This is a genomic window from Pseudomonas sp. R3-41, from assembly GCF_054161485.1.
The window spans coordinates 2,073,108-2,093,698 of record NZ_CP096421.1 but is presented as its reverse complement, the minus strand read 5'-3'; the positions used below and the strand labels follow the sequence as shown (position 1 = coordinate 2,093,698).

The following is a 20,591-nucleotide window of genomic DNA, read 5'->3' as shown; positions in this document are numbered from 1 at the left end:
AAGGGTTGGCGCAACCATTGAAGTCAACACATTCCCCTGTGGGAGCGGGCTTGCTCGCGAATGCGGTGTATCAGCCGACATCAATGTTGAATGTCAGTCCGTCTTCGCGAGCAAGCCCGCTCCCACAAGGGGTTTTCGGTTCCTTCAGTTCCGGCGGCTAGAACCCTCCAGCTCAGCGTCGTTCGATTGGCACGAACTTGCGCTGTTCGACGCCGGTGTACTCGGCGCTCGGTCGGATGATGCGATTGTTGGCGCGTTGTTCGAACACGTGGGCGGCCCAGCCGGTCAGGCGCGAGCAAACGAAGATCGGCGTAAACAACTTGGTCGGGATGCCCATGAAGTGGTACGCCGAGGCATGGTAGAAATCGGCGTTGGGGAACAGTTTTTTCTGCTCCCACATGGTCTTGTCGATGGCTTCGGAGACCGGGAACAGCACCGTGTCGCCCACTTCGTCAGCGAGTTTTTTCGACCAGCCCTTGATCACCTCGTTGCGCGGGTCGTTGTCCTTATAGATCGCGTGGCCGAAGCCCATGATCTTGTCCTTGCGCGCCAGCATGCCGAGGGTGCCTTCGATAGCATCCTGGGGCGAGCTGAAGCGCTCGATCATTTCCATCGCCGCTTCGTTGGCCCCGCCATGCAACGGGCCCCGCAGCGAACCGATGGCGGCGGTGATGCAGGAGAACAGATCCGACAAGGTGGAGGCGCAGACCCGGGCAGTGAAGGTCGAAGCGTTGAATTCGTGCTCGGCGTAGAGGATCAGCGAGACATTCATCACCTTGACCTGCAGCTCGCTCGGTTTCTTGCCGTGCAGCAGGTGCAGGAAGTGCCCGCCGATGGACACTTCGTCGGTCACACAGTCGATGCGCTGGCCTTGGTGGCTGAAGCGATACCAATAGCACATGATCGCCGGGAACGCGGCCAGCAGGCGATCGGTCTTGTCGTGCTGCTGGGAGAAATCCTGCTCGGGTTCCAGGTTGCCCAGGAACGAGCAACCGGTGCGCATCACGTCCATCGGGTGGGCGTCGGCGGGAATGCGCTCCAGCACTTCTTTCAAGGCTTGGGGCAAATCGCGCAACTGGCGCAGTTTACCGGTGTAGGCGTCCAACTGGGCCTGGGTCGGCAGCTCGCCGTACAGCAGCAGGTAGGCGACTTCTTCAAATTGCGCATCTGCCGCCAGGTCGCGAACGTCGTAGCCGCGATAGGTCAGGCCGGCGCCCGATTGGCCCACAGTGGACAAGGCGGTTTGCCCGGCCACCTGGCCACGGAGCCCGGCGCCACTGAGTACTTTTGCTTCGGCCATTGGCTGTCTCCATTTTTTAGATTTGTAGAGATTGGAAAAAGATCGCAGCCTCGTTGCACTCGACAGCTCCTACACAGCTCCTACGAGGAGCTGCCGAGCGAAGCGAGGCTGCGATCTGTTCATTTTTTCGCCGCGAACAACGCATCGAGCTTCTGCTCGAAGGTGTGGTAGTCGATGCGATCGTAAAGCTCCATGCGGGTCTGCATGGTGTCGATGACATTCTGTTGCGTGCCGTCGCGGCGAATCGCGGTGTAGACGTTTTCGGCCGCCTTGTTCATGGCCCGGAAGGCCGACAACGGGTACAGCACCAGGGACACGTCGGCTCCGCCCAGCTGTTCGGTGGTGTACAGCGGTGTCGCGCCGAATTCGGTGATGTTGGCCAGGATCGGCGCTTTCACGCGGCTGGCGAACAGCTTGTACATTTCAAGTTCGGTGATGGCTTCGGGGAAAATCATGTCGGCACCGGCCTCGATGCACGCGGCGGCGCGGTCCAGGGCCGATTCCAAGCCTTCCACCGCCAGGGCATCGGTACGGGCCATGATCACGAAACTGTCATCGGTACGGGCGTCGACGGCGGCCTTGATGCGGTCGACCATCTCCTGCTGGGAGACGATTTCCTTGTTCGGACGGTGGCCGCAACGCTTGGCGCCAACCTGGTCCTCAATATGGATCGCCGCCGCGCCGAACTTGATCATCGACTTGACCGTGCGCGCCACGTTGAACGCCGAGGAGCCGAAACCGGTGTCCACGTCCACCAGCAGCGGCAGGTCGCACACGTCGGTGATGCGACGCACATCGGTCAGCACGTCATCCAGGCCGGTGATGCCCAGGTCCGGCACGCCGAGGGAACCGGCCGCCACACCGCCACCCGACAGGTAGATCGCCTTGAAACCGGCGCGTTTGGCCAGCAGCGCGTGGTTGGCGTTGATCGTGCCGACCACTTGCAGCGGATGCTCGTTGGCGACCGCATCGCGGAAACGCTGGCCTGGCGTGCTCTTGCTGGAACTCATGACTCACCTCGTTCAGTGGCGGCGCTGTCCTGGAAATGACGCGCGATATTGCGTTTGGAAGCGCCGATGTGCCGGCGCATCAATAATTCAGCCAGTTCGCCGTCACGGTCGGCGATGGCGTCGAGAATCCGGTGATGCTCGGCAAAGGCCTGGCGCGGACGGTTGGGCGTGGTGGAAAACTGGATGCGGTACATGCGCACCAATTGGTATAGCTCGCCGCACAGCATCTGCGTCAGGGTGCGGTTGCCGCTGCCCTGGATGATCCGGTAATGAAAGTCGAAATCGCCTTCCTGCTGGTAGTAACCGACCCCGGCCTGGAACGCCGCATCGCGCTCGTGGGTCTCCAGGACCCGGCGCAGTTCGTCGATTTCTTCCAGGGTCATGCGTTCGGCCGCCAGGCGGCAGGCCATGCCTTCGAGGGATTCACGGATCTCGTAGAGTTCCAGCAGCTCGGCGTGGCTCAGCGAGACCACCCGGGCACCGACGTGGGGCACCCGTACCAGCAGGCGCTGGCCTTCCAGGCGGTGAATGGCCTCGCGCAGCGGCCCGCGGCTGATGCCGTAGGTGCGCGCCAGCTCGGGCTCGGAGATCTTGCTGCCGGGGGCGATCTCGCCCTTGACGATGGCGGCCTGGATACGCCGGAAGACGTTCTCGGACAGGGTCTCCGAGTCGTCCTGAACCATCACCGGGGTTTCGAGCTGATCGAGCATATTGTCGACACCTTGAAAATCAATACGGCAAAAACTAACCAATATCGCCCTTAGCGTCAAAACAAAAATCAACATTGTCGACAATCGTCTAATAAACGCCTTAGCGATAACCCTGCTGCATGAAGAGACTCGTAGCGTCCGGCCAGCGGTGGCGTCAGAAAACCACCGTGCTAGAATGCCGCGGTTATTCGCCGCTCTCCTTTTATAGAGAAAGGCTGCCTAGGGAGCTTGTGCAGCAATGCCAGGGCCTGAACCGATAAACGGAACGCTGCGCACCAGGATCTATGACACTCAAGCCCTTATCTGCTGCTTTCTATTTCATGTGCCTGCCGGGGCTTGCCGTGGCGGGTGAAAAAACCGTGTACGGCCTCAACGAATATGCCGCCCTGCAGGGCATCGACCTGGAGGTCGCCGCCAAGCTGGACACCGGCGCCAAGACCGCCTCACTCAGTGCCCGGGACATCAAGCGCTTCAAGCGCAAGGGCGAATCCTGGGTGCGCTTTTACCTGGCCATCGACGCGGCCCACTCGCACCCCATCGAACGTCCGCTGGCCCGGGTCAGCAAGATCAAGCGCCGCGCCGGTGACTACGACCCGGATGAAGGCAAGAAATACACGGCCCGGCCGGTCATCGAACTGGACATCTGCATGGGCTCGGCCCTGCGCAGCATCGAAGTGAACCTGACCGACCGCAGCGCCTTCCAATACCCGTTGCTGATCGGTTCCGAGGCGCTCAAGCGCTTCGACGCGCTGGTCGACCCCAGTCTTAAATACGCTGCCGGCAAACCCGCCTGCGCCAATGCCGCTCAAACCGCAGAGTAATTCCAATGCGCTCCCTTACCCTCCATCTGAAAATGCTGATCGCCATCCTGGTGGTGCTGGGCCTGTCGGTAACGGCCTATCAGATTTTCGTGCTCGGCATCCCGGTCACCGAAGACGCCACCGACGACTTGTGGAACATCGACGCCAAGGTCGAGTTCATGCCCAACGCCAAGGATCCGGTGAAGATCCAGATGTTCGTGCCGCCCCTGAGCCGTGACTACGTGAGCCTCAACGAGAGTTTCATTTCCAATAACTACGGTGTGGCGGTGAACCGGGTCGACGGCAACCGCAAGGTGACCTGGTCGGCCCGTCGCGCCAAGGGCAACCAGACCCTGTATTACCGCCTGGTGCTGACCAAGCGCTACAGCGCCGAGAAAACCAAGGTCAAGGGCCCGACCTTCCGCGACAGCATCGCCGTCGAAGGCCCGGAAAAACTCGCCGCCGAAGCCCTGCTCGCACCGATCCGCCAGCACTCGGCCGACGTCGAGACATTCATCAGCGAAGCGATCAAGCGGGTCAACAACCTCAACGACGACAACGTCAAGCTGTTGCTGGCCGGTGACCCTTCGTCGGCCAACAAGGCGCGCATCGTCGAATTGGTGCTGTCCATCGCCCACGTGCCGGTGGAAAAGGTCCACACCATCCGCCTGGTGGCCGACCAACCGCAGACACCTGAGTTGTGGCTGCGCAGTTTCAACGGCACCGACTGGCTGTATTTCAACCCGGACTCCGGCGAACAGGGCCTGCCCACCGACCGCCTGCTGTGGTGGACCGGCGATGAAAACCTGATCACCGTCGATGGCGGCAAGAAAGCCACCGTCACCTTCAGCATGAACAACAGCGAAATGAACGCCATTCGCCTGGCCAAGCTGACGGACGAGAACACCGACGCCAACTTCCTCGAATATTCCCTCTATGGCCTGCCGCTGCAGACCCAGCAAACCTTCATGATCATGGTGATGATCCCGATTGGTGTGCTGGTGATCCTGGTGCTGCGCAACCTGATCGGCCTGCAAACCCTGGGGACCTTCACCCCGGTGCTGATCGCCCTGGCCTTCCGCGAAACCCAACTGGGCTTCGGCATCATCCTGTTCACGGTGATCACCACCCTGGGCCTGTCGCTGCGTTCGTACCTGGAGCACCTCAAGCTGCAAATGCTGCCGAGGCTCTCGGTGGTGCTGACGTTCGTGGTGGTGCTGATCGCCGCCATCAGCCTGTTCAGCCATAAGCTGGGCCTGGAGCGCGGCTTGTCGGTGGCGCTGTTCCCAATGGTGATCCTGACCATGACCATCGAACGCCTGTCCATCACCTGGGAAGAGCGCGGCGCCGGCCACGCGATGAAAGTCGCCATTGGCACCCTGTTCGCCGCGTCCCTGGCGCACCTGATCATGAGCGTGCCGGAACTGGTCTACTTCGTGTTCACCTTCCCGGCGATCCTGCTGATCCTGGTGGGCTTCATGCTGGCCATGGGTCGTTATCGCGGCTACCGCCTGACCGAGTTGGTGCGGTTCAAGGCCTTCCTCAAGGCAGACTCCTGATGTTCGGCTTCTGGAAGACTTGGAAGGCCCTGGAGGCCCGGGGCATCATGGGCATCAACCGGCGTAATGCCGACTACGTGCTCAAGTACAACAAGCGCAGCCTGTACCCCATCGTCGATGACAAGATCATAACCAAGGAACGGGCCATCGCCGCCGGCATCCATGTGCCGGAGCTGTACGGGGTGATCTCCACCGAGAAGGAAATCGACAAGCTCGACGAGATCATCGGCGGGCGCACCGACTTCGTCATCAAGCCAGCCCAGGGCGCGGGCGGCGACGGCATCATCGTCATCGCCGACCGCTTCGAAGGTCGCTACCGCACGGTGTCCGGCAAGATCATCAGCCATGAGGAGATCGAGCACCATGTCTCCAGCATCCTCACTGGCCTGTATTCCTTGGGCGGTCACCGTGACCGGGCGCTGATCGAGTACCGCGTGACGCCGGACCAGATCTTCAAGAGCATCAGCTACGAAGGCGTGCCGGACATCCGCATCATCGTGCTGATGGGCTATCCGGTGATGGCCATGCTGCGCTTGCCGACCCGTCAGTCCGGCGGCAAGGCCAACCTGCACCAGGGCGCCATCGGCGTGGGCGTCGACCTCGCCACCGGCCTGACCCTGCGCGGCACCTGGCTGAACAACATCATCACCAAACACCCCGACACCACCAACGCGGTGGACGGCGTGCAACTGCCCTACTGGGACGGCTTCATGAAACTGGCCGCCGGTTGCTATGAACTGTGCGGGCTGGGCTACATCGGCGTCGACATGGTGCTGGACCAGGAGAAAGGGCCGTTGATCCTGGAGCTGAACGCCCGCCCGGGCCTGAACATCCAGATCGCCAACGATTGCGGCCTGACCTTGCGCACCCACGCGGTGGAAGCCCGCCTGGAAGAACTCCAGGCCCGCGGCGTTATCGAAACCGCGCAAGAGCGCGTGGCGTTTGCCCAGGAGTTGTTTGGGCATATTCCGCCGGTTGAGGGGTGAAGCTGAGGATGAAAACCGAAGCTGAAGGTTGAACCCTGTGGCGAGGGAGCTTGCTCCCGCTGGGTTGCGCAGCAACCCCAAAGCCCAGCACCTCGGTGTATCAGAATGATGCGCTCAACTGCCCAGGGGGCCGCTTCGCAGCCCAGCGGGAGCAAGCTCCCTCGCCACGGGTCTCATTGAAGCTTCAGACCTGTTCAATACCGACATCCCCCTAGGAGCAAATCCTACAGGGGATTACAATCGCTCCCCCGCCTGAACGGCCGACCCACCCCGCCCATGCCAACCTGCTCCGTATACCCGTTGCCCTACCGCGCCAACCCCGCCGACTACTTCGCGGCGATTCGTCATGCTCCCGGCAGCGTGCTGCTCGACAGTGGCCGGCCAAGCGCCGAGCGTGGGCGTTACGACCTGCTCAGCGCCTGGCCGCTGGCACAACTGGCGGTGTTGCCGAACGAGAGCGGCGGCGATTTCCTGCAACGCCTGCGTACTCATCTGACGCAACTGGGCGACGCGGTACTGCCGGCCACGGTGCAATTGCCCTTCGCCGGCGGCCTGATCGGCTACTTGAGCTACGACTTCGGCCGGCACCTCGAAACCCTGCCGTCCCACGCCCAGGACGACTTGCAACTGCCCGACGCACGTTTCGGCGTGTACGACTGGGCGCTGGTCAGCGACCATCAGGCGGGTACCAGCCAACTGGTGTTCCACCCCCATTGCGGCGAAGGCGAACGCCAGCGCCTGATTACACTGTTCAGCCAGCCGACCCCGGCGCCCGTTCTGCCGTTCAGCCTTGAAGGACCGATGACGCCGGACCTCAGCGTCGACGCCTATCGACAGGCGTTCGAACGCATCCAGGCGTATATCCAGGCCGGCGACTGCTACCAGGTCAACTTTGCCCAACGCTTTCGCGCGCCTTGCCAGGGTGATGCCTGGGCCGCTTACCAGGCGCTGCGGGCGGCGTGCCCAACGCCGTTTTCCGGTTTCCAGAGCCTGCCGGAGGGCGGCGCGGTGCTGAGCCTGTCCCCGGAGCGCTTCGTCAAGGTCAGCGAAGGCCAGGTCGAAACCCGTCCGATCAAGGGCACCCGCCCCCGTGGCACAACGCCCGAGGAGGACGCGGCCCACGCCGCCGAGCTGCTGGCCAGCCCCAAGGACCGGGCGGAAAACCTGATGATCGTTGACCTGCTGCGCAACGACCTGGGCCGCACCTGCCGCATCGGCTCGGTGCGGGTGCCGGAGTTGTTCAGCCTGGAAAGCTACCCCAACGTGCATCACCTGGTCAGCAGCGTGACGGGCGAACTGGCTGTGGATAAAGACGCCCTGGACCTGATCGCGGGCAGCTTCCCTGGAGGTTCGATCACCGGCGCGCCGAAAATCCGCGCCATGCAAATCATCGACGAACTCGAACCGACCCGGCGCGGGCTGTATTGCGGCTCGTTGCTGTACTTGGACGTGCGCGGGGAAATGGACAGTTCCATCGCCATCCGCAGCCTGTTGGTCAAGGATGGGCAAGTGTGCTGCTGGGGCGGTGGCGGGATTGTCGCGGACTCGGATTGGGAGGCCGAGTATCAGGAGTCGATTACCAAGGTTCGGGTGTTGCTCGAAACCTTGCAGAACCTCTAAAGCATCGCGGGCAAGCCTTGCTCCCACAGGTTGGTGTGGTGCCACCTGTGGGAGCAAGGCTTGCCCGCGATGACAGTGTGTCAGTCGACATCAATGCCAGCTGGCATACCGCAATCGCGAGCAGACTCGCTCCCACAGGGGTTGGGGTTACAGGCTCAGATTGCGGTTCGAGGCCTTGAGGAATTCCTGCTTCAACTCGGCAAACGTATGCACCGCCGGGAATTGCGGGAACTCACGAATGACATTCTCCGGCGCATGGAACAGAATCCCGGCATCGGCTTCGCCCAGCATCGTGGTGTCGTTGTAGGAATCCCCCGCCGCAATCACCCGGTAGTACAGGCTCTTGAAGGCCAGGACCGACTGGCGCTTGGGATCTTTCTGACGCAACTGGTAGCCGGTCACCCGCCCGCCGTCATCGGTAATCAGGCGATGGCAGAGCAAGGTCGGGAAGCCCAGCTGGCGCATCAGCGGTTGGGAAAACTCATAGAACGTGTCGGACAGAATCACCACCTGGAAGCGCTCGCGCAGCCAGTCGACGAACTCGATGGCACCGTCCAGCGGCTTGAGGGTGGCGATGACTTCCTGGATATCGGAGAGCTTGAGGCCATGCTCGTCGAGGATGCGCAACCGTTGCTTCATCAGCACATCGTAGTCGGGAATGTCCCGAGTGGTTGCCCTGAGGGATTCAATCCCGGTTTTTTCAGCGAAGGCGATCCAGATCTCCGGGACCAGCACACCTTCCAGGTCGAGACAGGCAATTTCCACAAGACACTCCCATTTTTTTGATGTTTATCGGTTGAGCGAACAAAAGGCCTGCCGACTCTAGCCATTCGTCGAAGCCCGCGCAACGCACAGGGACGCGCCAGCCCCGACAGCTTTTGTTACCATCAGCCCCATATAGAGCGCCCAGCGCCACCGACCTGTAGGAAACCGCCCTGATGAGCCCATCGTTTGACGTCGTGGAACTCGCCACGACCTATGCCAACAAGTCCCCGCAGGACATCCTCAAGCTGGCTTTCGCCGAATTCGGCGATGACCTGTGGTTGTCCTTCAGCGGCGCCGAAGACGTGGTGCTGGTGGACATGGCCTGGAAACTGAACAAGAACGTCAAGGTGTTCAGCCTCGACACCGGTCGCCTGCACCCGGAGACCTATCGGTTCATCGACCAAGTGCGCGAGCACTACAAGATCGACATCGAACTGGTGTCGCCGGACCACACGAAACTTGAACCCTTCGTGAAGGAAAAAGGCCTGTTCAGCTTCTACAAGGACGGTCATGGCGAGTGCTGCGGCATCCGCAAGATCGAGCCGCTGCGGCGCAAACTGACCGATGTCCGCGCCTGGGCCACCGGCCAGCGCCGTGACCAGAGCCCCGGCACCCGCAGCCAGGTGGCGGTGCTGGAAATCGACACGGCGTTCTCTACCCCCGAGCGCACCCTGTACAAGTTCAACCCGCTGTCGCAGATGACCAGCGAAGAAGTCTGGGGCTACATCCGCATGCTCGAACTGCCTTACAACAGCCTGCATGAACGCGGCTTCATCAGCATTGGCTGCGAACCTTGCACGCGCCCGGTGCTGCCGAACCAACACGAGCGCGAAGGCCGCTGGTGGTGGGAAGAAGCCACGCAGAAAGAATGCGGGCTGCACGCCGGCAACATCATTGCCAAATCCAAGACCGTCTAAGCGAGCGCCAGACTCTGTACACAAAAATGTCACCACAAGTGCCATTTTTGTGTGCACTTACTTCGTAACTGCCCCGAAAGGTTACACCTTCCCTCCCGCGTTATCCGTTCTCCCTTCTTCACTGGCGTTCGCCAAAAAATAAATACCTGTTTAAACGGTCAGTTTTAAATCACGGTATTTCAGCTAGTTATTTAAAGCCCATAACAAAACGAAATTAGTGCTGCAACGGATAGGTCCGTAAGCGGCATAAATCTGGCTTGAGTCGAAAAGTGTTTTGTATACAAGATCTACAAAACATACACACACTTTAGATCCGCAAGCCTGAAGCGCCCTATCCCGTACAGGCTGCAGATGCCCCGTAACCAATGATGCTCGCCCGCCGCGACGAAGATTTGTCGAGCCTCGCGCTCATGCACAGTCATCGCAGCGCCGAGAATCAGGAGCCTGCCGGAATGCGTACAAGTCTCTCCAATAACATCGCGCTGGATCTGCCCTCCTCCACCCCCGCCCTCGAAGACCACACCGCGTCCCTGGCACTGAGCCCGAGGCTGCACAACAAGGACCTGGCGCCGACCAAGGCCGAAGGCCGCCGCTGGGGCCGCTACAGCATCTTTGCCCTGTGGACCAACGACGTACACAACATCGCCAACTACTCCTTCGCCATCGGCCTCTATGCCTTGGGCCTGGGTGGCTGGCAAATCTTGCTGTCCCTGGGGATCGGCGCGGCGCTGGTGTATGGCTTCATGAACCTGTCCGGCTACATGGGCCAGAAAACCGGGGTGCCGTTCCCGGTGATCAGCCGGATCAGCTTCGGCATCCACGGCGCGCAGATTCCTGCGTTGATCCGCGCGGTCATCGCCATTGCCTGGTTCGGGATCCAGACCTACCTGGCATCGGTGGTGTTCCGCGTGTTGCTGGTGGCGATACACCCGGGATTCGCCGACTACGACCGCGACTCGATCCTCGGCCTGTCGAGCCTGGGCTGGGTGTGTTTCGTGGCGATCTGGTTCGTGCAACTGGTGATCCTGGCCTACGGCATGGAGATGGTGCGCCGCTATGAAGGCTTTGCTGGCCCGGTGATCCTGGTGACTGTCGCGGCCCTCGCCGGCTGGATGTACACCCAGGCCGACGCCACCATTGCCTGGTCAATTCGCGAGCCGCTGACCGGAGGCGAAATGTGGCGCAATATCTTTGCCGGTGGCGCGCTGTGGCTGTCGATCTATGGCACCTTGATTCTCAACTTCTGCGATTTCGCCCGCTCCTCGCCGTGCCGCCGGACCATCATCGTCGGCAATTTCTGGGGCCTGCCGGTGAACATCCTGGTGTTTGCCGGGATCACCATCCTGCTCTGCGGCGCCCAATTCCAGATCAATGGGCAAATCATCGAAAGCCCGACCCAGGTCATTGCCTCGATCCCCAACACGTTCTTCCTCGTGCTCGGCTGCCTGGCCTTCCTGATCGTCACCGTGGCGGTGAACATCATGGCCAACTTCGTCGCCCCGGCCTTTGTCCTCAGCAACCTGGCGCCCAAGTACCTGACCTTCCGCCGCGCCGGGCTGATCAGCGCCGCCATCGCCGTGCTGATCCTGCCGTGGAACCTCTACAACAGCCCGCTGGTGATCGTGTACTTCCTATCCGGCCTCGGCGCCCTGCTCGGGCCGTTGTACGGCGTGATCATGGTCGACTACTGGCTGCTGCGAAAAGGCCGCATCAACGTGCCGCAACTGTACAGCGAGGACCCAAACGGTGCGTATTTCTACAGCAACGGGGTCAACCTGCGTGCCGTGGCGGCATTCATTCCAGCCGCGCTGATCGCCATCATCCTGGCCCTGGTGCCCGGTTTTGACGCCGTCTCACCGTTTTCCTGGCTGATTGGCGCTTCGATTGCAGGGTTGTTGTACCTGATCATCGCCAAGCGCCAGCCGTATTACGAGGACGTCAGCGGTGAGTCCATCGCTGTGGATAACGTTCATCATTGATCGCCCGAACGGCCCGCCCGGTTCGGGCCGCTTACTTTTGTGTGTTAAGGAGGACAGCTCATGCGAATTCTCGTGGTCAACGTCAACACCACCGAATCCATCACCCAAGCCATCGCCCGCCAAGCCCAGGCCGTCGCCGCGCCGGGCACCGAGATCGTCGGGCTCACGCCGCATTTCGGCGCCGATTCCATCGAGGGCAATTTTGAAAGCTACCTAGCGGCCATCGCGGTGATGGACCGGGTGATGTCCTACGACCAGCCGTTCGACGCGGTGATCCAGGCCGGCTATGGCGAACATGGCCGCGAAGGCCTGCAGGAACTGCTGAACGTGCCGGTGGTGGACATCACCGATGCGGGCGCCAGCACGGCCATGTTCCTCGGCCATGCCTATTCGGTGGTCACCACCCTGGACCGCACCGTGCCGCTGATCGAAGACCGGCTCAAGCTGTCCGGCCTTTTCGACCGCTGCGCTTCGGTAAGGGCCAGTGGCCTGGCGGTGCTGGAGCTTGAGCAGGATCCGCAGCGGGCGGTTGAAGCCATCGTGCGGCAGGCCGAGCTGGCAGTCAGCCAGGACAAGGCCGAGGTGATCTGCCTGGGCTGTGGCGGCATGGCCGGGCTCGATGAACAGATCCGCCAGCGCACCGGGGTGCCGGTGGTCGATGGGGTGACGGCGGCGGTGACCATTGCCGAATCGCTGGTGCGGTTGGGATTGTCGACGTCGAAAGTGCGCACCTATGCCACGCCGCGGCCCAAGACCATCATTGGCTGGCCGGGGCGGTTTGGGCGGTGAGTGCATGACTTTAGACCGGGGCGCCCCCTTCGCGAGCAAGCCCGCTCCCACAGAAGATCTGTGTCGTACACAAATCTTTTGATCAATACAATCAAATGTGGGAGCGGGCTTGCTCGCGAAGGGCGCGACTCGGTCCGAAGCCTGGCTCAAACCGCACTAAACCGCCGCGCCAACCCCTGCTCGGCAAACTGCTCGATGATGAAATCCACGAACGCCCGGGTCTTGCCCGGCAGCAACTTGTGCTCGGCGTAGTAGATGGAGATGTTGCCGTCGTCGACGTACCAATCCGGCAATACCCGCTGCAGCGCCCCGTTTTCCAGAAAGGGAACGGCGATCGGCATGCTCACCAGACCGATGCCAAGGCCTTGGGCCGCGGCCGCGCAGTCGGCTTCCGAATCACTCATGGTCATGCGCGTCTTGAGCGTCAACGGACTATGTTCGCGGCTGCGGCTGGTCAACTGCCAGGAACGCACGCGCCCGGTTTGTGGCGAGCGAATCAGGATGCCCTGGTGCTGTGACAGATCTTCCGGCTCTTTCACCGCGGCATGGGTTTGCAGGTAGTCCGTGGAAGCCACCAGCACCCGATGGGCCACCGTCAACTTGCGCGCCACCACGCCCTGGGGCAGCTCGAAACCGCCGCCGATGGCGGCATCGAAGCCTTGGCCGATCAGGTCCACCTGGCGATTATCGAAATGCCAATCCGGGTTGATCGCTGGGTAGCGCCGCAGGAACGTCCCCAGCAATGGCACGACATACAATCGACCGAACGCCGTGCCCATGCTCACCTTCAGCGTCCCCGCCGGTTGCCCACCAGCGCTGGCCAGGTTGGCGACAGCGTTCTGGATGGTGTTGAAGCTGCTGCCGACCTCCGTCAAGAACAATTGGCCGGCTTCGGTCAGCCGCAGGCTGCGGGTGCTGCGCTGGAACAGGCGTACGCCCATTCGCGCCTCCAGCTTGGCGACGCTTTTACCCACCGCCGCCGGGGTCACGCTCAAGCGTCGCGCCGCCTCGGCAAAGCTGCCGACTTCGGCGCTGCGCACAAAGCATTCGATACTGTTGAAGGTCTCCATGGGCGCCACTCTAAACTTTTGGTTTAGACAGACTATAGCAACGACGGTCTACACAGCCCATGACCGCTTCTTGATACTCGCTCCATCACCGCGGCATCTCGCCCCGGCACACTTTGGAGAACATCATGAACAACCCAGCACTGAACGGTAAAGTCGCCTTGGTCCAAGGCGGTTCGCGCGGCATCGGCGCCGCTATCGTCAAACGCCTCGCGGCAGAAGGCGCCGCCGTGGCCTTCACCTATGTCAGCTCCGGCGCGAAATCTGAAGAACTGCAGAACAGCATCACCGCAGCGGGCGGCAAGGCCCTGGCGATCAAGGCGAACAGCGCCGATGCCGACGCCGTGCGTAACGCCGTCGCCGCCACGGTCGAGGCGTTTGGTCGGTTGGACATCCTGGTCAACAATGCGGGCGTGCTGGCCATGGGACCGCTGGAGGAATTCACACTCGAAGATTTCGACCAGACCCTGGCCATCAACGTGCGCAGCGTGTTCGTCGCCACCCAGGCGGCGGCGCGGCACATGACCGAAGGCGGTCGCGTCATCAACATCGGCAGTACCAATGCCGACCGCATGCCCTTCGCTGGCGGCGCCACGTACGCCATGAGTAAATCGGCGCTGGTCGGCCTGACCAAAGGCCTGGCCCGTGACCTCGGCCCGCGCGGCATCACCGTCAACAATGTGCAGCCCGGCCCGGTGGACACCGACATGAACCCGGCCGACAGCGACTTCGCCTCGAGCCTGATGTCGCTGATGGCGGTCGGGCGCTACGGCAACGTCGAAGAAATCGCCAGTTTCGTCGCCTACCTGGCCGGGCCGGAAGCCGGTTACATCACCGGTGCCAGCCTGACCATAGACGGTGGTTTCGGCGCCTGATCCAGGCATGGAAAAACGCCGGTCATGGCTTCATCCCATGTGGCGAGGGAGCTTGCTCCCGCTGGGCCGCGCAGCGGCCCTTTTTTTCAGGCCCACTCCAACTCCGGCAAACCACAAAGGCTTGGCTGGAACATCCTCAAGGAGCGGATGATCCCGTCGGCATGGGCGTATTTTTCGTCTGCCATGGCCGAATCCGGAATGGCAATGGCGGTCATGCCGGCCGCTTTCGCGGCCGTCACGCCGAACGGGGAATCCTCGAACACCAGGCAATCGCGCGGCTCGACACCCAGGCGCCGGGCGGCGGTGAGGAAGATATCCGGTGCCGGTTTTGCCGCGCCGACTTCGGGGTCATCCGCCGTCACGATGCAATCGAACAGCGCGAACCAGTCCCGGTGCAAGGTGGTTTTCAGCTCGAACGTAGGGCTCGACGAACTGGTCCCCACCGCTATCGGAATGTTGTGGGCCTTCAGATGCCGCACCAGTTCCTCGGCGCCGGGCATGCCCAGGGCGTGAGGAAAACGCTCGCGCATCAAGGGCTCGCGGATGGCCAGGAATTCCTGGGGCGTGATCGGCAATTCCAGCGCCTGGACGACGTAATTGGCCAGGTCCACGGCCCCGCGTCCGATGATGTTCTGTTTGACGCTCCAATCGAACGTGCGCCCATAGCGCTCGGCGATGATGGAAGTCACCTCGGTGTAGATCCCCTCGGTGTCCAACAACAGCCCGTCCATGTCGAAAATCACAGCCTTGATCGGGCCAAACTCTTTCAGCGGTGCATTCATCGCATCTGATCCGTTATCAACACAACATTCCAGGGATGGCTCAGGTGCGGCCAGGGTAGCGTGTTTGCCTTAAAGGATTCAGCAGGATAACGAAGGGGGCTTGGAACCGGCAATGGGAAATCCATGGACGGGTTTTGTGGCGAGGGCGCTTGCTCCCGCTCGGTTGCGCAGCGACCGTAAGATCGTGGGGCTGCTTCGCACCCCAGCGGGAGCAAGCTCCCTCGCCACAAAAGCGGATCGGTTTGGATGACGATGCAGCGGTTATTGACCCGAGCTGCCGGAGCCGCCCGATCCCGAGCCGCTGCCGCCCGAGCTGCCACCGCTGTCGCTGGTACCGGTTCCTCCGCTGGTGCCACCGCCGGCGTCGGCGCCGCCCATCGTGCTGCCACCACTCATCGAACCGCTGCCGGTGCCGGGGCTGGTGCTGCTGCCGCTGGCATCGCCGCCATTGCCACCACCGACGGAGCCTGGGGGCAAGGCGTTACCGCTGGCACCGGACGTTGAGCCAGCCTCCATTTCCGAAGAAGGTGGCATCCCGCCCTTGTCCACGGGAGGCGTGCCGCTGGAAGATTGTGCGAAAGCGGCCAACGAACTGACCGAAAGAATCCCGGCGAGTGTCAGCGCTGTCATGTTGGACTTCATCATGGTGAGTCTCCTTTTCAAGGTACTTACCTGATGTGTGGCATGCGTGAAGGGGCGATGGTGCCACTGGATCGACGGGCGGGGCTGTCGATCAGCTCGGCTTGCCGGAGGCGTCTTCACCGGCGATGTCCGGATCATCCGGGGTCGCCTCGACATCCTCGTCGTCGCTGGGCACTTGCTCGACGCCCGCTTCGTCATCGGGCGGCAGCTGGTCGCGGCTCAGCGGGTTGGTCGGCGACGGCAGCGGGTATTCCGGGGTTTCTTCGTCGTCGCGGGCGGGCGAATGGGCAGTCATATATAACCTCCTGGCAGGTGAACGCACCTGTTCTGCAGCTTAAAGAACGCGGGCGATCCGTTTAAGGGCTTTCACTTGTAGGATTCGTCCTCAAGTTCAGCATCCTCATCGTCGAGCAAGGGCACTTGGGCGTCGTCCATCAGGGAACCGGGGTCTTCGTTGCCTGGGTCGTTGGGGCCTGGGTCATTGATGAAGGGAACGCCCGTCGGGCCTTTTTCTTCCTTGCCTTCAGTTTCCGGCGTCATGACACACCTCGCGATTGCTGATGGATGTATGAATTTGAGGCGGGGCGGCGGCAATCGTTCCCCTGTGTGGGAGCGGGCTTGCTCGCGAAGGCGGTGTCACAGTCGATGACGATGTTGGATGTGCTGGCCTCTTCGCGAGCAAGCTCGCTCCCACAGTTTTTTTGTGTCGTACGCAGATGTTACGAACACCCCAAATCCCCTGTGGGAGCGAGCCTGCTCGCGATGGCGGTGCCGCTGTTACATAGCGGCTGGCGCTGTTTGTTGCCCTTGCTTTAGGCATCAAAAGAAGCCCCCAAAAAAACGGCGCTTTTCATTTCTGAAAGAAGCGCCGTTTTTTCCAGTTGAACAGCATCACGGCATGAGGCCGGATCCATTCATCCAAGCCTCCGCTTAGCGGTGCTTTCTCTTGTGCTTGTGCTTCTTGCCACCGGAGTGACCGTCGTTGTCATTGGACAGGTTGCTGCCCAACGCGCCGCCCGCCGCGCCGCCGATGCCTGCGCCGATGGTGGAGCCGGTGGAGCCGCCCAGGCGGTTACCGACAATCGAGCCACCGGCCGAGCCCAGGCCACCGCCGATGGCGGCTTCCGTGCGGCTGCCTTTGCGCGCGCCCACGGCGCTACCGGCTGCGCCGCCGACACCGGCGCCAATCGCGGCGCCTGTGCTGCCGCCCATCTGCTGGCCGACCACGTTGCCCAACACACCGCCCAGACCACCGCCGACCGCGGCGGTACCGTCGCCGGCAGCCATCGCGCCCTGGGCAACCACTAACCCCAGTAACAAGGTGGACAAAGTCAAACGCATGATAGAAACCTCAAGAATGCCGCATCGGGGAGAAATGGCCGATGCGTGCGGGCGCGAGTTTACGCCACACAACGTCAGCCATGACGGTTGGACAACGAAACGGCGGATTATTTTATGACAGGCAAAAAAAAGCCCGCTGGGGAAACGGGCAGGTACTGCTTTCTAACGGATGAGCTCAGAGTACGTACCTGCTTGTGAAAGAAACGTGAAAGAAACCGCCGATTGAGAAAAGATGAAAAATATTTATGTAACGACCGGGATATCCTTGTAGGAGCTGCCGAAGGCTGCGATCTTTTGATCTTTCGCTTGAGACTCAATTGTCTGGGGAAAGATCGCAGCCTCGTTGCACTCGACAGCTCCTACACAGCTCCCACATAGCTCCTGCGCAGCCCCGGCGGGAACGATCTCTGGCCACGACTCGTCGTCACTTCTTGACCGGAACCCTGGGCAAAAACTTGGCCTTCTCCCCTCGCTCCACCTTAGCCACCTTCGTCCTGATGGACTTGATCGGCTCATCGCCAAAGTCTGCATGGTAGGTCGACTGGCCACACTGCAACCCTTCATTGATCGGATATGCGGCTCCGTGCTCCTCGCTGTACGGTGTTCCCATTGCCTTTCCCCTTTCATTGAGGTCCATACCGGCAACAACCGGTTGCCTGACAATATCGACCTTCACGACAGTGAGACTAGTCGGTCATCAACAGACTGTTGATTCAACAACGCCCTTCGCCGACGAATGGAACTCACTGTTTCAGAAAGGAAACACTCATTCAGCGCCCAGCATCGTCCGGTTCAAAACCCGGGAAACCTGATCGGCTGAATAGGGTTTGGACAAGAACTCGAAGCCCTCATGACCGCTGTGGGCCAACTCTTCGCTGTAACCAGAAGTCAGCACCACTGGCAGGTCCGGGCGACGTTGGCGCAGTTCCCTCGCCAGGGCAATCCCGCTGATGCCGGGCATCACCACGTCAGAAAATATCGCGTCGAACGCCATCGCATCCGGGCCGACCATCTCCAGCGCTTCTTCGGCGTTGGTCGCCCAGGCGGTTTCGTAGCCCAGGTCCTGGAGGATCTGGTTGGCAAAACGCCCCACCTCCAAATTGTCTTCCACGACCAACACCCGACGCTTGCCCTTTTCCAGCACCAGGGGCGTGTGTTCTTCCTTGACCGGCTCGTGGTTTTTCTCTGGCTCCACTTCCGGAAGGTACAAGGTAAACACCGTCCCTTCGCCCACCACGGTGGAAACATCGACGTTGCCACCGGACTGCTTGGCAAAGCCAAACACCTGGGACAAGCCCAACCCCGTGCCCTTGCCCACTTCCTTGGTGGTGAAGAAGGGTTCGAAGATGTGCTCGAGCACTTGCGCGTCGATACCCGTACCCGTATCAGCCAGGGCAATGGCGGCAAAGGATTGCCCGGCGCCGGCATGACCACGGATCGGCGGCATGCCACCGCCGCAGCTGAGCCGCAGCCACAGCGTGCCCTGGCCATTCATGGCATCCCGCGCATTGAGCGCCATATTGATCAGCGCCGTCTCGAACTGGCTCAAATCCGCACGGATGTAACAGGGCCGATCGCACAACTCGACGTTGACCTGGATCCGCGCCCCCGTGACCGTTTGCAGCATGTCCCCCAGGCTCTGCACTAGCTTGCCCACGTCAATGACTTGCGGCTTCAAGGGCTGGCGCCGGGCAAACGCAAGCAACTGGCTGGTCAACTTGGAGGCGCGCTCCACCGTTTCGGACACCGCCGTCATGTAGCGTTGCCGGCGATCGTCGGACAGGTTGGGCATTCGCAAAAAGTCGACAGAAGAACGAATGATGGTCAGCAGATTGTTGAAATCATGGGCCACGCCGCCGGTGAGCTGGCCGATGGCTTCGAGCTTTTGCGACTGGCGCAGCGCCGCTTCGGTCTGTTTCAACCGCGTGGTGCGTTCCTCGACCCGTTCCTCCAACGTCGCGTTCAACTCGGCCAGGGCCGCCAGGCCTTCGCGCACAGCGGCGTCGGCACGGGCGCGCTCAATGTGGGCCCAGGAGCGCTCGGTGACTTCCATCAGCAGCGCCAGATCGTTGGACGACCAGATCCGCGGCGTCTTGTCGTGAATAGCCATCAGCGCGGTCAATCGCCCGCCCTTGATCAACGGCACGCAAATGGTCGCCGCGATGCCAAGGGCCTGGAACGCCGCCGCTTCCTCCGGCGGCAGCTCCTTGAGATTATCGTTGAGCACCAGCGGCTTGCCGGCCCGCAGATTCGTGACCGCCAGTCGGCCAAAATCAGCCAGCCGATAGTGCCCAAGAATATGCGGCGAGCCCACCCGGGCCCAATCGCCGCGAATGGTGAAACCGTCCTCGTCCTCATCCATGTCGGCGTAGGCACAATTGGACAGGTTCAAGTGCGCCGCCAGGATCCGCGTGGTGGTCGCCATGATGGCCTGCGGGTCGGTGGCGTTCGCCACGGCGGTGCCGATGGCGTCCAGCACCGCCAGCCGCTGGGTCATGAACACCGTGGAAGTGGTCTCGGTGACCGTATCCAGCATGCCCACCACCTTGCCGAACTGGTCACGGATGGGGCTGTAGCAGAACGTGAAATAGGCCTGTTCAGGACCGCCGCCGCGCTCGATGATCAGGGGGAAGTTCTCTATATAAGTGGCTTGCCCCTCGAAGGCGGCCTGCACGATCGGCCCGATATCGCGCCAGACCTCCTGCCACACCTCATCGAACCCTCGCCCCAGCGCCTCGGGCTTGCTGCCAAGGATCGGCAGGAACGCATCGTTGTACAGCGTGATCAGGTCCGGGCCCCAGACGATGGCCTGGGGAAAATGCGAGGCCAGGCTCAGCGCCACGGTGGTCTTCAACACATCGGGCCACTGCCCTGGCGGCCCCAGCGACGTGCCCTCCCAAGGATGGCGGCGGACCCGTTCAGCCATTTCTCCGTAGCTCTGGAGCCAATCTGTCATGCGTTCGATCCTTCTGAGACGCCAATACCAACGAGGGGAAAGCTTGTGACCCCAGGCAGGGCCGTATTATCCCGCGCGGGGTGGGAATGTGCGATTGGAATGTGGGATGCGTCGGGGGGTAAATGGGGGGTAACGGGCAGATATGGGCGATAAGGCTACAGAAATATCCTACAAATCGTTGTGTTTTGGCCGGATGTACGTGAGGGGCTTGCCTGGTTGTAAGACATACAGCTCGGATAGTCAGGGCTATGGCGACGTCCTACATATGATTGGGAATCCCCTTCCCTATCAATCCCTTGCGTATTTTTTGCGGTGGCGACTATAGTCTTGGCGTCGCCCAAATGGTGGCCGGGTTTGGCGACCCGCAGTGGGATGCAAAAGCGCTTGCTTTGTTGCAGGCGTTCTTGCATCTGTAGAGTTGTCGTTATGGCAGCTGTACGCGGGAGACCTTCGGGTCTGCCGGCTTCCACTCCGGTTCGCCAACCTGCGTACA

20 protein-coding genes are annotated in these 20,591 nt (G+C 61.5%); 8 read left to right on the top strand and 12 right to left on the bottom strand.

Going from position 1 to position 20,591, the window contains the following annotated elements:
• Nucleotides 1-172: 172 nt before the first annotated feature.
• The 3 genes from prpC to M1D99_RS09530 form a co-directional block, all read right to left on the bottom strand.
• Nucleotides 173-1,300 (bottom strand): bifunctional 2-methylcitrate synthase/citrate synthase, encoded by a 1,128-nt coding sequence (gene prpC, locus M1D99_RS09540; protein ID WP_458131681.1) that lies wholly within the window; start codon nucleotides 1,298-1,300, stop codon nucleotides 173-175.
• 119 nt (nucleotides 1,301-1,419) lie between these two features.
• The gene (gene prpB, locus M1D99_RS09535; protein ID WP_458131680.1) at nucleotides 1,420-2,310 is read right to left on the bottom strand and encodes a methylisocitrate lyase; all 891 of its coding nucleotides are present in this window, start codon (nucleotides 2,308-2,310) and stop codon (nucleotides 1,420-1,422) included.
• Entirely contained in the window at nucleotides 2,307-3,020 is a 714-nt protein-coding gene (locus M1D99_RS09530; protein WP_053186063.1) for a GntR family transcriptional regulator, read from the bottom strand. Before M1D99_RS09530 ends, prpB begins: the two co-directional genes overlap by 4 nt.
• A 284-nt stretch (nucleotides 3,021-3,304) precedes the next feature.
• On the opposite strand from M1D99_RS09530, the gene rloA reads away from it, so the two are divergent.
• The 4 genes from rloA to pabB all read left to right on the top strand — a co-directional run bounded on the left by rloA (nucleotide 3,305) and on the right by pabB (nucleotide 7,985).
• A complete protein-coding gene (rloA, locus tag M1D99_RS09525) occupies nucleotides 3,305-3,841 on the top strand; it encodes a retropepsin-like aspartic peptidase RloA (RefSeq protein ID WP_434574866.1) in 537 nt (178 codons plus the stop codon).
• Between the two features lie 5 nt (nucleotides 3,842-3,846).
• On the top strand, nucleotides 3,847-5,379 hold the full coding sequence (rloB, locus tag M1D99_RS09520) for an osmotic stress tolerance membrane protein RloB (protein ID WP_458131679.1): 1,533 nt from the start codon (nucleotides 3,847-3,849) through the stop codon (nucleotides 5,377-5,379).
• Nucleotides 5,379-6,365 carry an alpha-L-glutamate ligase-like protein gene (locus M1D99_RS09515; RefSeq protein WP_186709677.1) on the top strand — a complete coding sequence of 329 codons (987 nt, stop codon included), beginning with the start codon at nucleotides 5,379-5,381 and terminating at the stop codon, nucleotides 6,363-6,365. Before rloB ends, M1D99_RS09515 begins: the two co-directional genes overlap by 1 nt.
• A gap of 276 nt (nucleotides 6,366-6,641) precedes the next feature.
• Nucleotides 6,642-7,985: an aminodeoxychorismate synthase component I gene (pabB, locus tag M1D99_RS09510; protein ID WP_458131678.1), complete on the top strand. Its 1,344-nt coding sequence runs from the start codon at nucleotides 6,642-6,644 to the stop codon at nucleotides 7,983-7,985.
• A 147-nt stretch (nucleotides 7,986-8,132) separates the two neighbouring features.
• Here the strand turns inward: pabB and thrH are convergent, their stop codons facing one another.
• Nucleotides 8,133-8,750 carry a bifunctional phosphoserine phosphatase/homoserine phosphotransferase ThrH gene (thrH, locus tag M1D99_RS09505; RefSeq protein ID WP_186730177.1) on the bottom strand — a complete coding sequence of 206 codons (618 nt, stop codon included), beginning with the start codon at nucleotides 8,748-8,750 and terminating at the stop codon, nucleotides 8,133-8,135.
• Nucleotides 8,751-8,923: 173 nt separating this feature from the next.
• On the opposite strand from thrH, the gene M1D99_RS09500 reads away from it, so the two are divergent.
• The 3 genes from M1D99_RS09500 to M1D99_RS09490 all read left to right on the top strand — a co-directional run bounded on the left by M1D99_RS09500 (nucleotide 8,924) and on the right by M1D99_RS09490 (nucleotide 12,435).
• Entirely contained in the window at nucleotides 8,924-9,667 is a 744-nt protein-coding gene (locus M1D99_RS09500) for a phosphoadenylyl-sulfate reductase (RefSeq protein ID WP_434574862.1), read from the top strand.
• Nucleotides 9,668-10,119: 452 nt separating this feature from the next.
• Nucleotides 10,120-11,646: an NCS1 family nucleobase:cation symporter-1 gene (locus M1D99_RS09495; RefSeq protein ID WP_186730178.1), complete on the top strand. Its 1,527-nt coding sequence runs from the start codon at nucleotides 10,120-10,122 to the stop codon at nucleotides 11,644-11,646.
• 60 nt (nucleotides 11,647-11,706) lie between these two features.
• The gene (locus M1D99_RS09490; protein ID WP_060741345.1) at nucleotides 11,707-12,435 is read left to right on the top strand and encodes an aspartate/glutamate racemase family protein; all 729 of its coding nucleotides are present in this window, start codon (nucleotides 11,707-11,709) and stop codon (nucleotides 12,433-12,435) included.
• Nucleotides 12,436-12,581: 146 nt separating this feature from the next.
• Here the strand turns inward: M1D99_RS09490 and M1D99_RS09485 are convergent, their stop codons facing one another.
• Nucleotides 12,582-13,505: a LysR family transcriptional regulator gene (locus M1D99_RS09485; protein ID WP_434574858.1), complete on the bottom strand. Its 924-nt coding sequence runs from the start codon at nucleotides 13,503-13,505 to the stop codon at nucleotides 12,582-12,584.
• Between the two features lie 125 nt (nucleotides 13,506-13,630).
• Here M1D99_RS09485 and M1D99_RS09480 point away from each other — a divergent pair, with 125 nt between their 5' ends.
• A complete protein-coding gene (locus tag M1D99_RS09480; RefSeq protein ID WP_458131677.1) occupies nucleotides 13,631-14,377 on the top strand; it encodes a 3-oxoacyl-ACP reductase family protein in 747 nt (248 codons plus the stop codon).
• 86 nt (nucleotides 14,378-14,463) lie between these two features.
• Here the strand turns inward: M1D99_RS09480 and M1D99_RS09475 are convergent, their stop codons facing one another.
• The 7 genes from M1D99_RS09475 to M1D99_RS09445 form a co-directional block, all read right to left on the bottom strand.
• Complete coding sequence (locus M1D99_RS09475; RefSeq protein ID WP_186709688.1) at nucleotides 14,464-15,159, bottom strand: HAD-IA family hydrolase; 696 nt, start codon at nucleotides 15,157-15,159, stop codon at nucleotides 14,464-14,466.
• A gap of 261 nt (nucleotides 15,160-15,420) precedes the next feature.
• Nucleotides 15,421-15,804, bottom strand: coding sequence for a hypothetical protein (locus M1D99_RS09470; protein ID WP_186709690.1), 384 nt, complete (start codon nucleotides 15,802-15,804; stop codon nucleotides 15,421-15,423).
• Between the two features lie 88 nt (nucleotides 15,805-15,892).
• The gene (locus tag M1D99_RS09465) at nucleotides 15,893-16,096 is read right to left on the bottom strand and encodes a hypothetical protein (protein WP_434574854.1); all 204 of its coding nucleotides are present in this window, start codon (nucleotides 16,094-16,096) and stop codon (nucleotides 15,893-15,895) included.
• 71 nt (nucleotides 16,097-16,167) lie between these two features.
• Nucleotides 16,168-16,341: a hypothetical protein gene (locus tag M1D99_RS09460; RefSeq protein WP_162893857.1), complete on the bottom strand. Its 174-nt coding sequence runs from the start codon at nucleotides 16,339-16,341 to the stop codon at nucleotides 16,168-16,170.
• Nucleotides 16,342-16,731: 390 nt separating this feature from the next.
• Complete coding sequence (locus tag M1D99_RS09455) at nucleotides 16,732-17,142, bottom strand: glycine zipper domain-containing protein (protein WP_186709693.1); 411 nt, start codon at nucleotides 17,140-17,142, stop codon at nucleotides 16,732-16,734.
• Nucleotides 17,143-17,566: 424 nt separating this feature from the next.
• Nucleotides 17,567-17,818: a hypothetical protein gene (locus tag M1D99_RS09450; protein WP_225917600.1), complete on the bottom strand. Its 252-nt coding sequence runs from the start codon at nucleotides 17,816-17,818 to the stop codon at nucleotides 17,567-17,569.
• 90 nt (nucleotides 17,819-17,908) lie between these two features.
• Complete coding sequence (locus tag M1D99_RS09445) at nucleotides 17,909-20,098, bottom strand: response regulator (protein WP_458131676.1); 2,190 nt, start codon at nucleotides 20,096-20,098, stop codon at nucleotides 17,909-17,911.
• Between the last annotated feature and the right edge of the window lie 493 nt (nucleotides 20,099-20,591).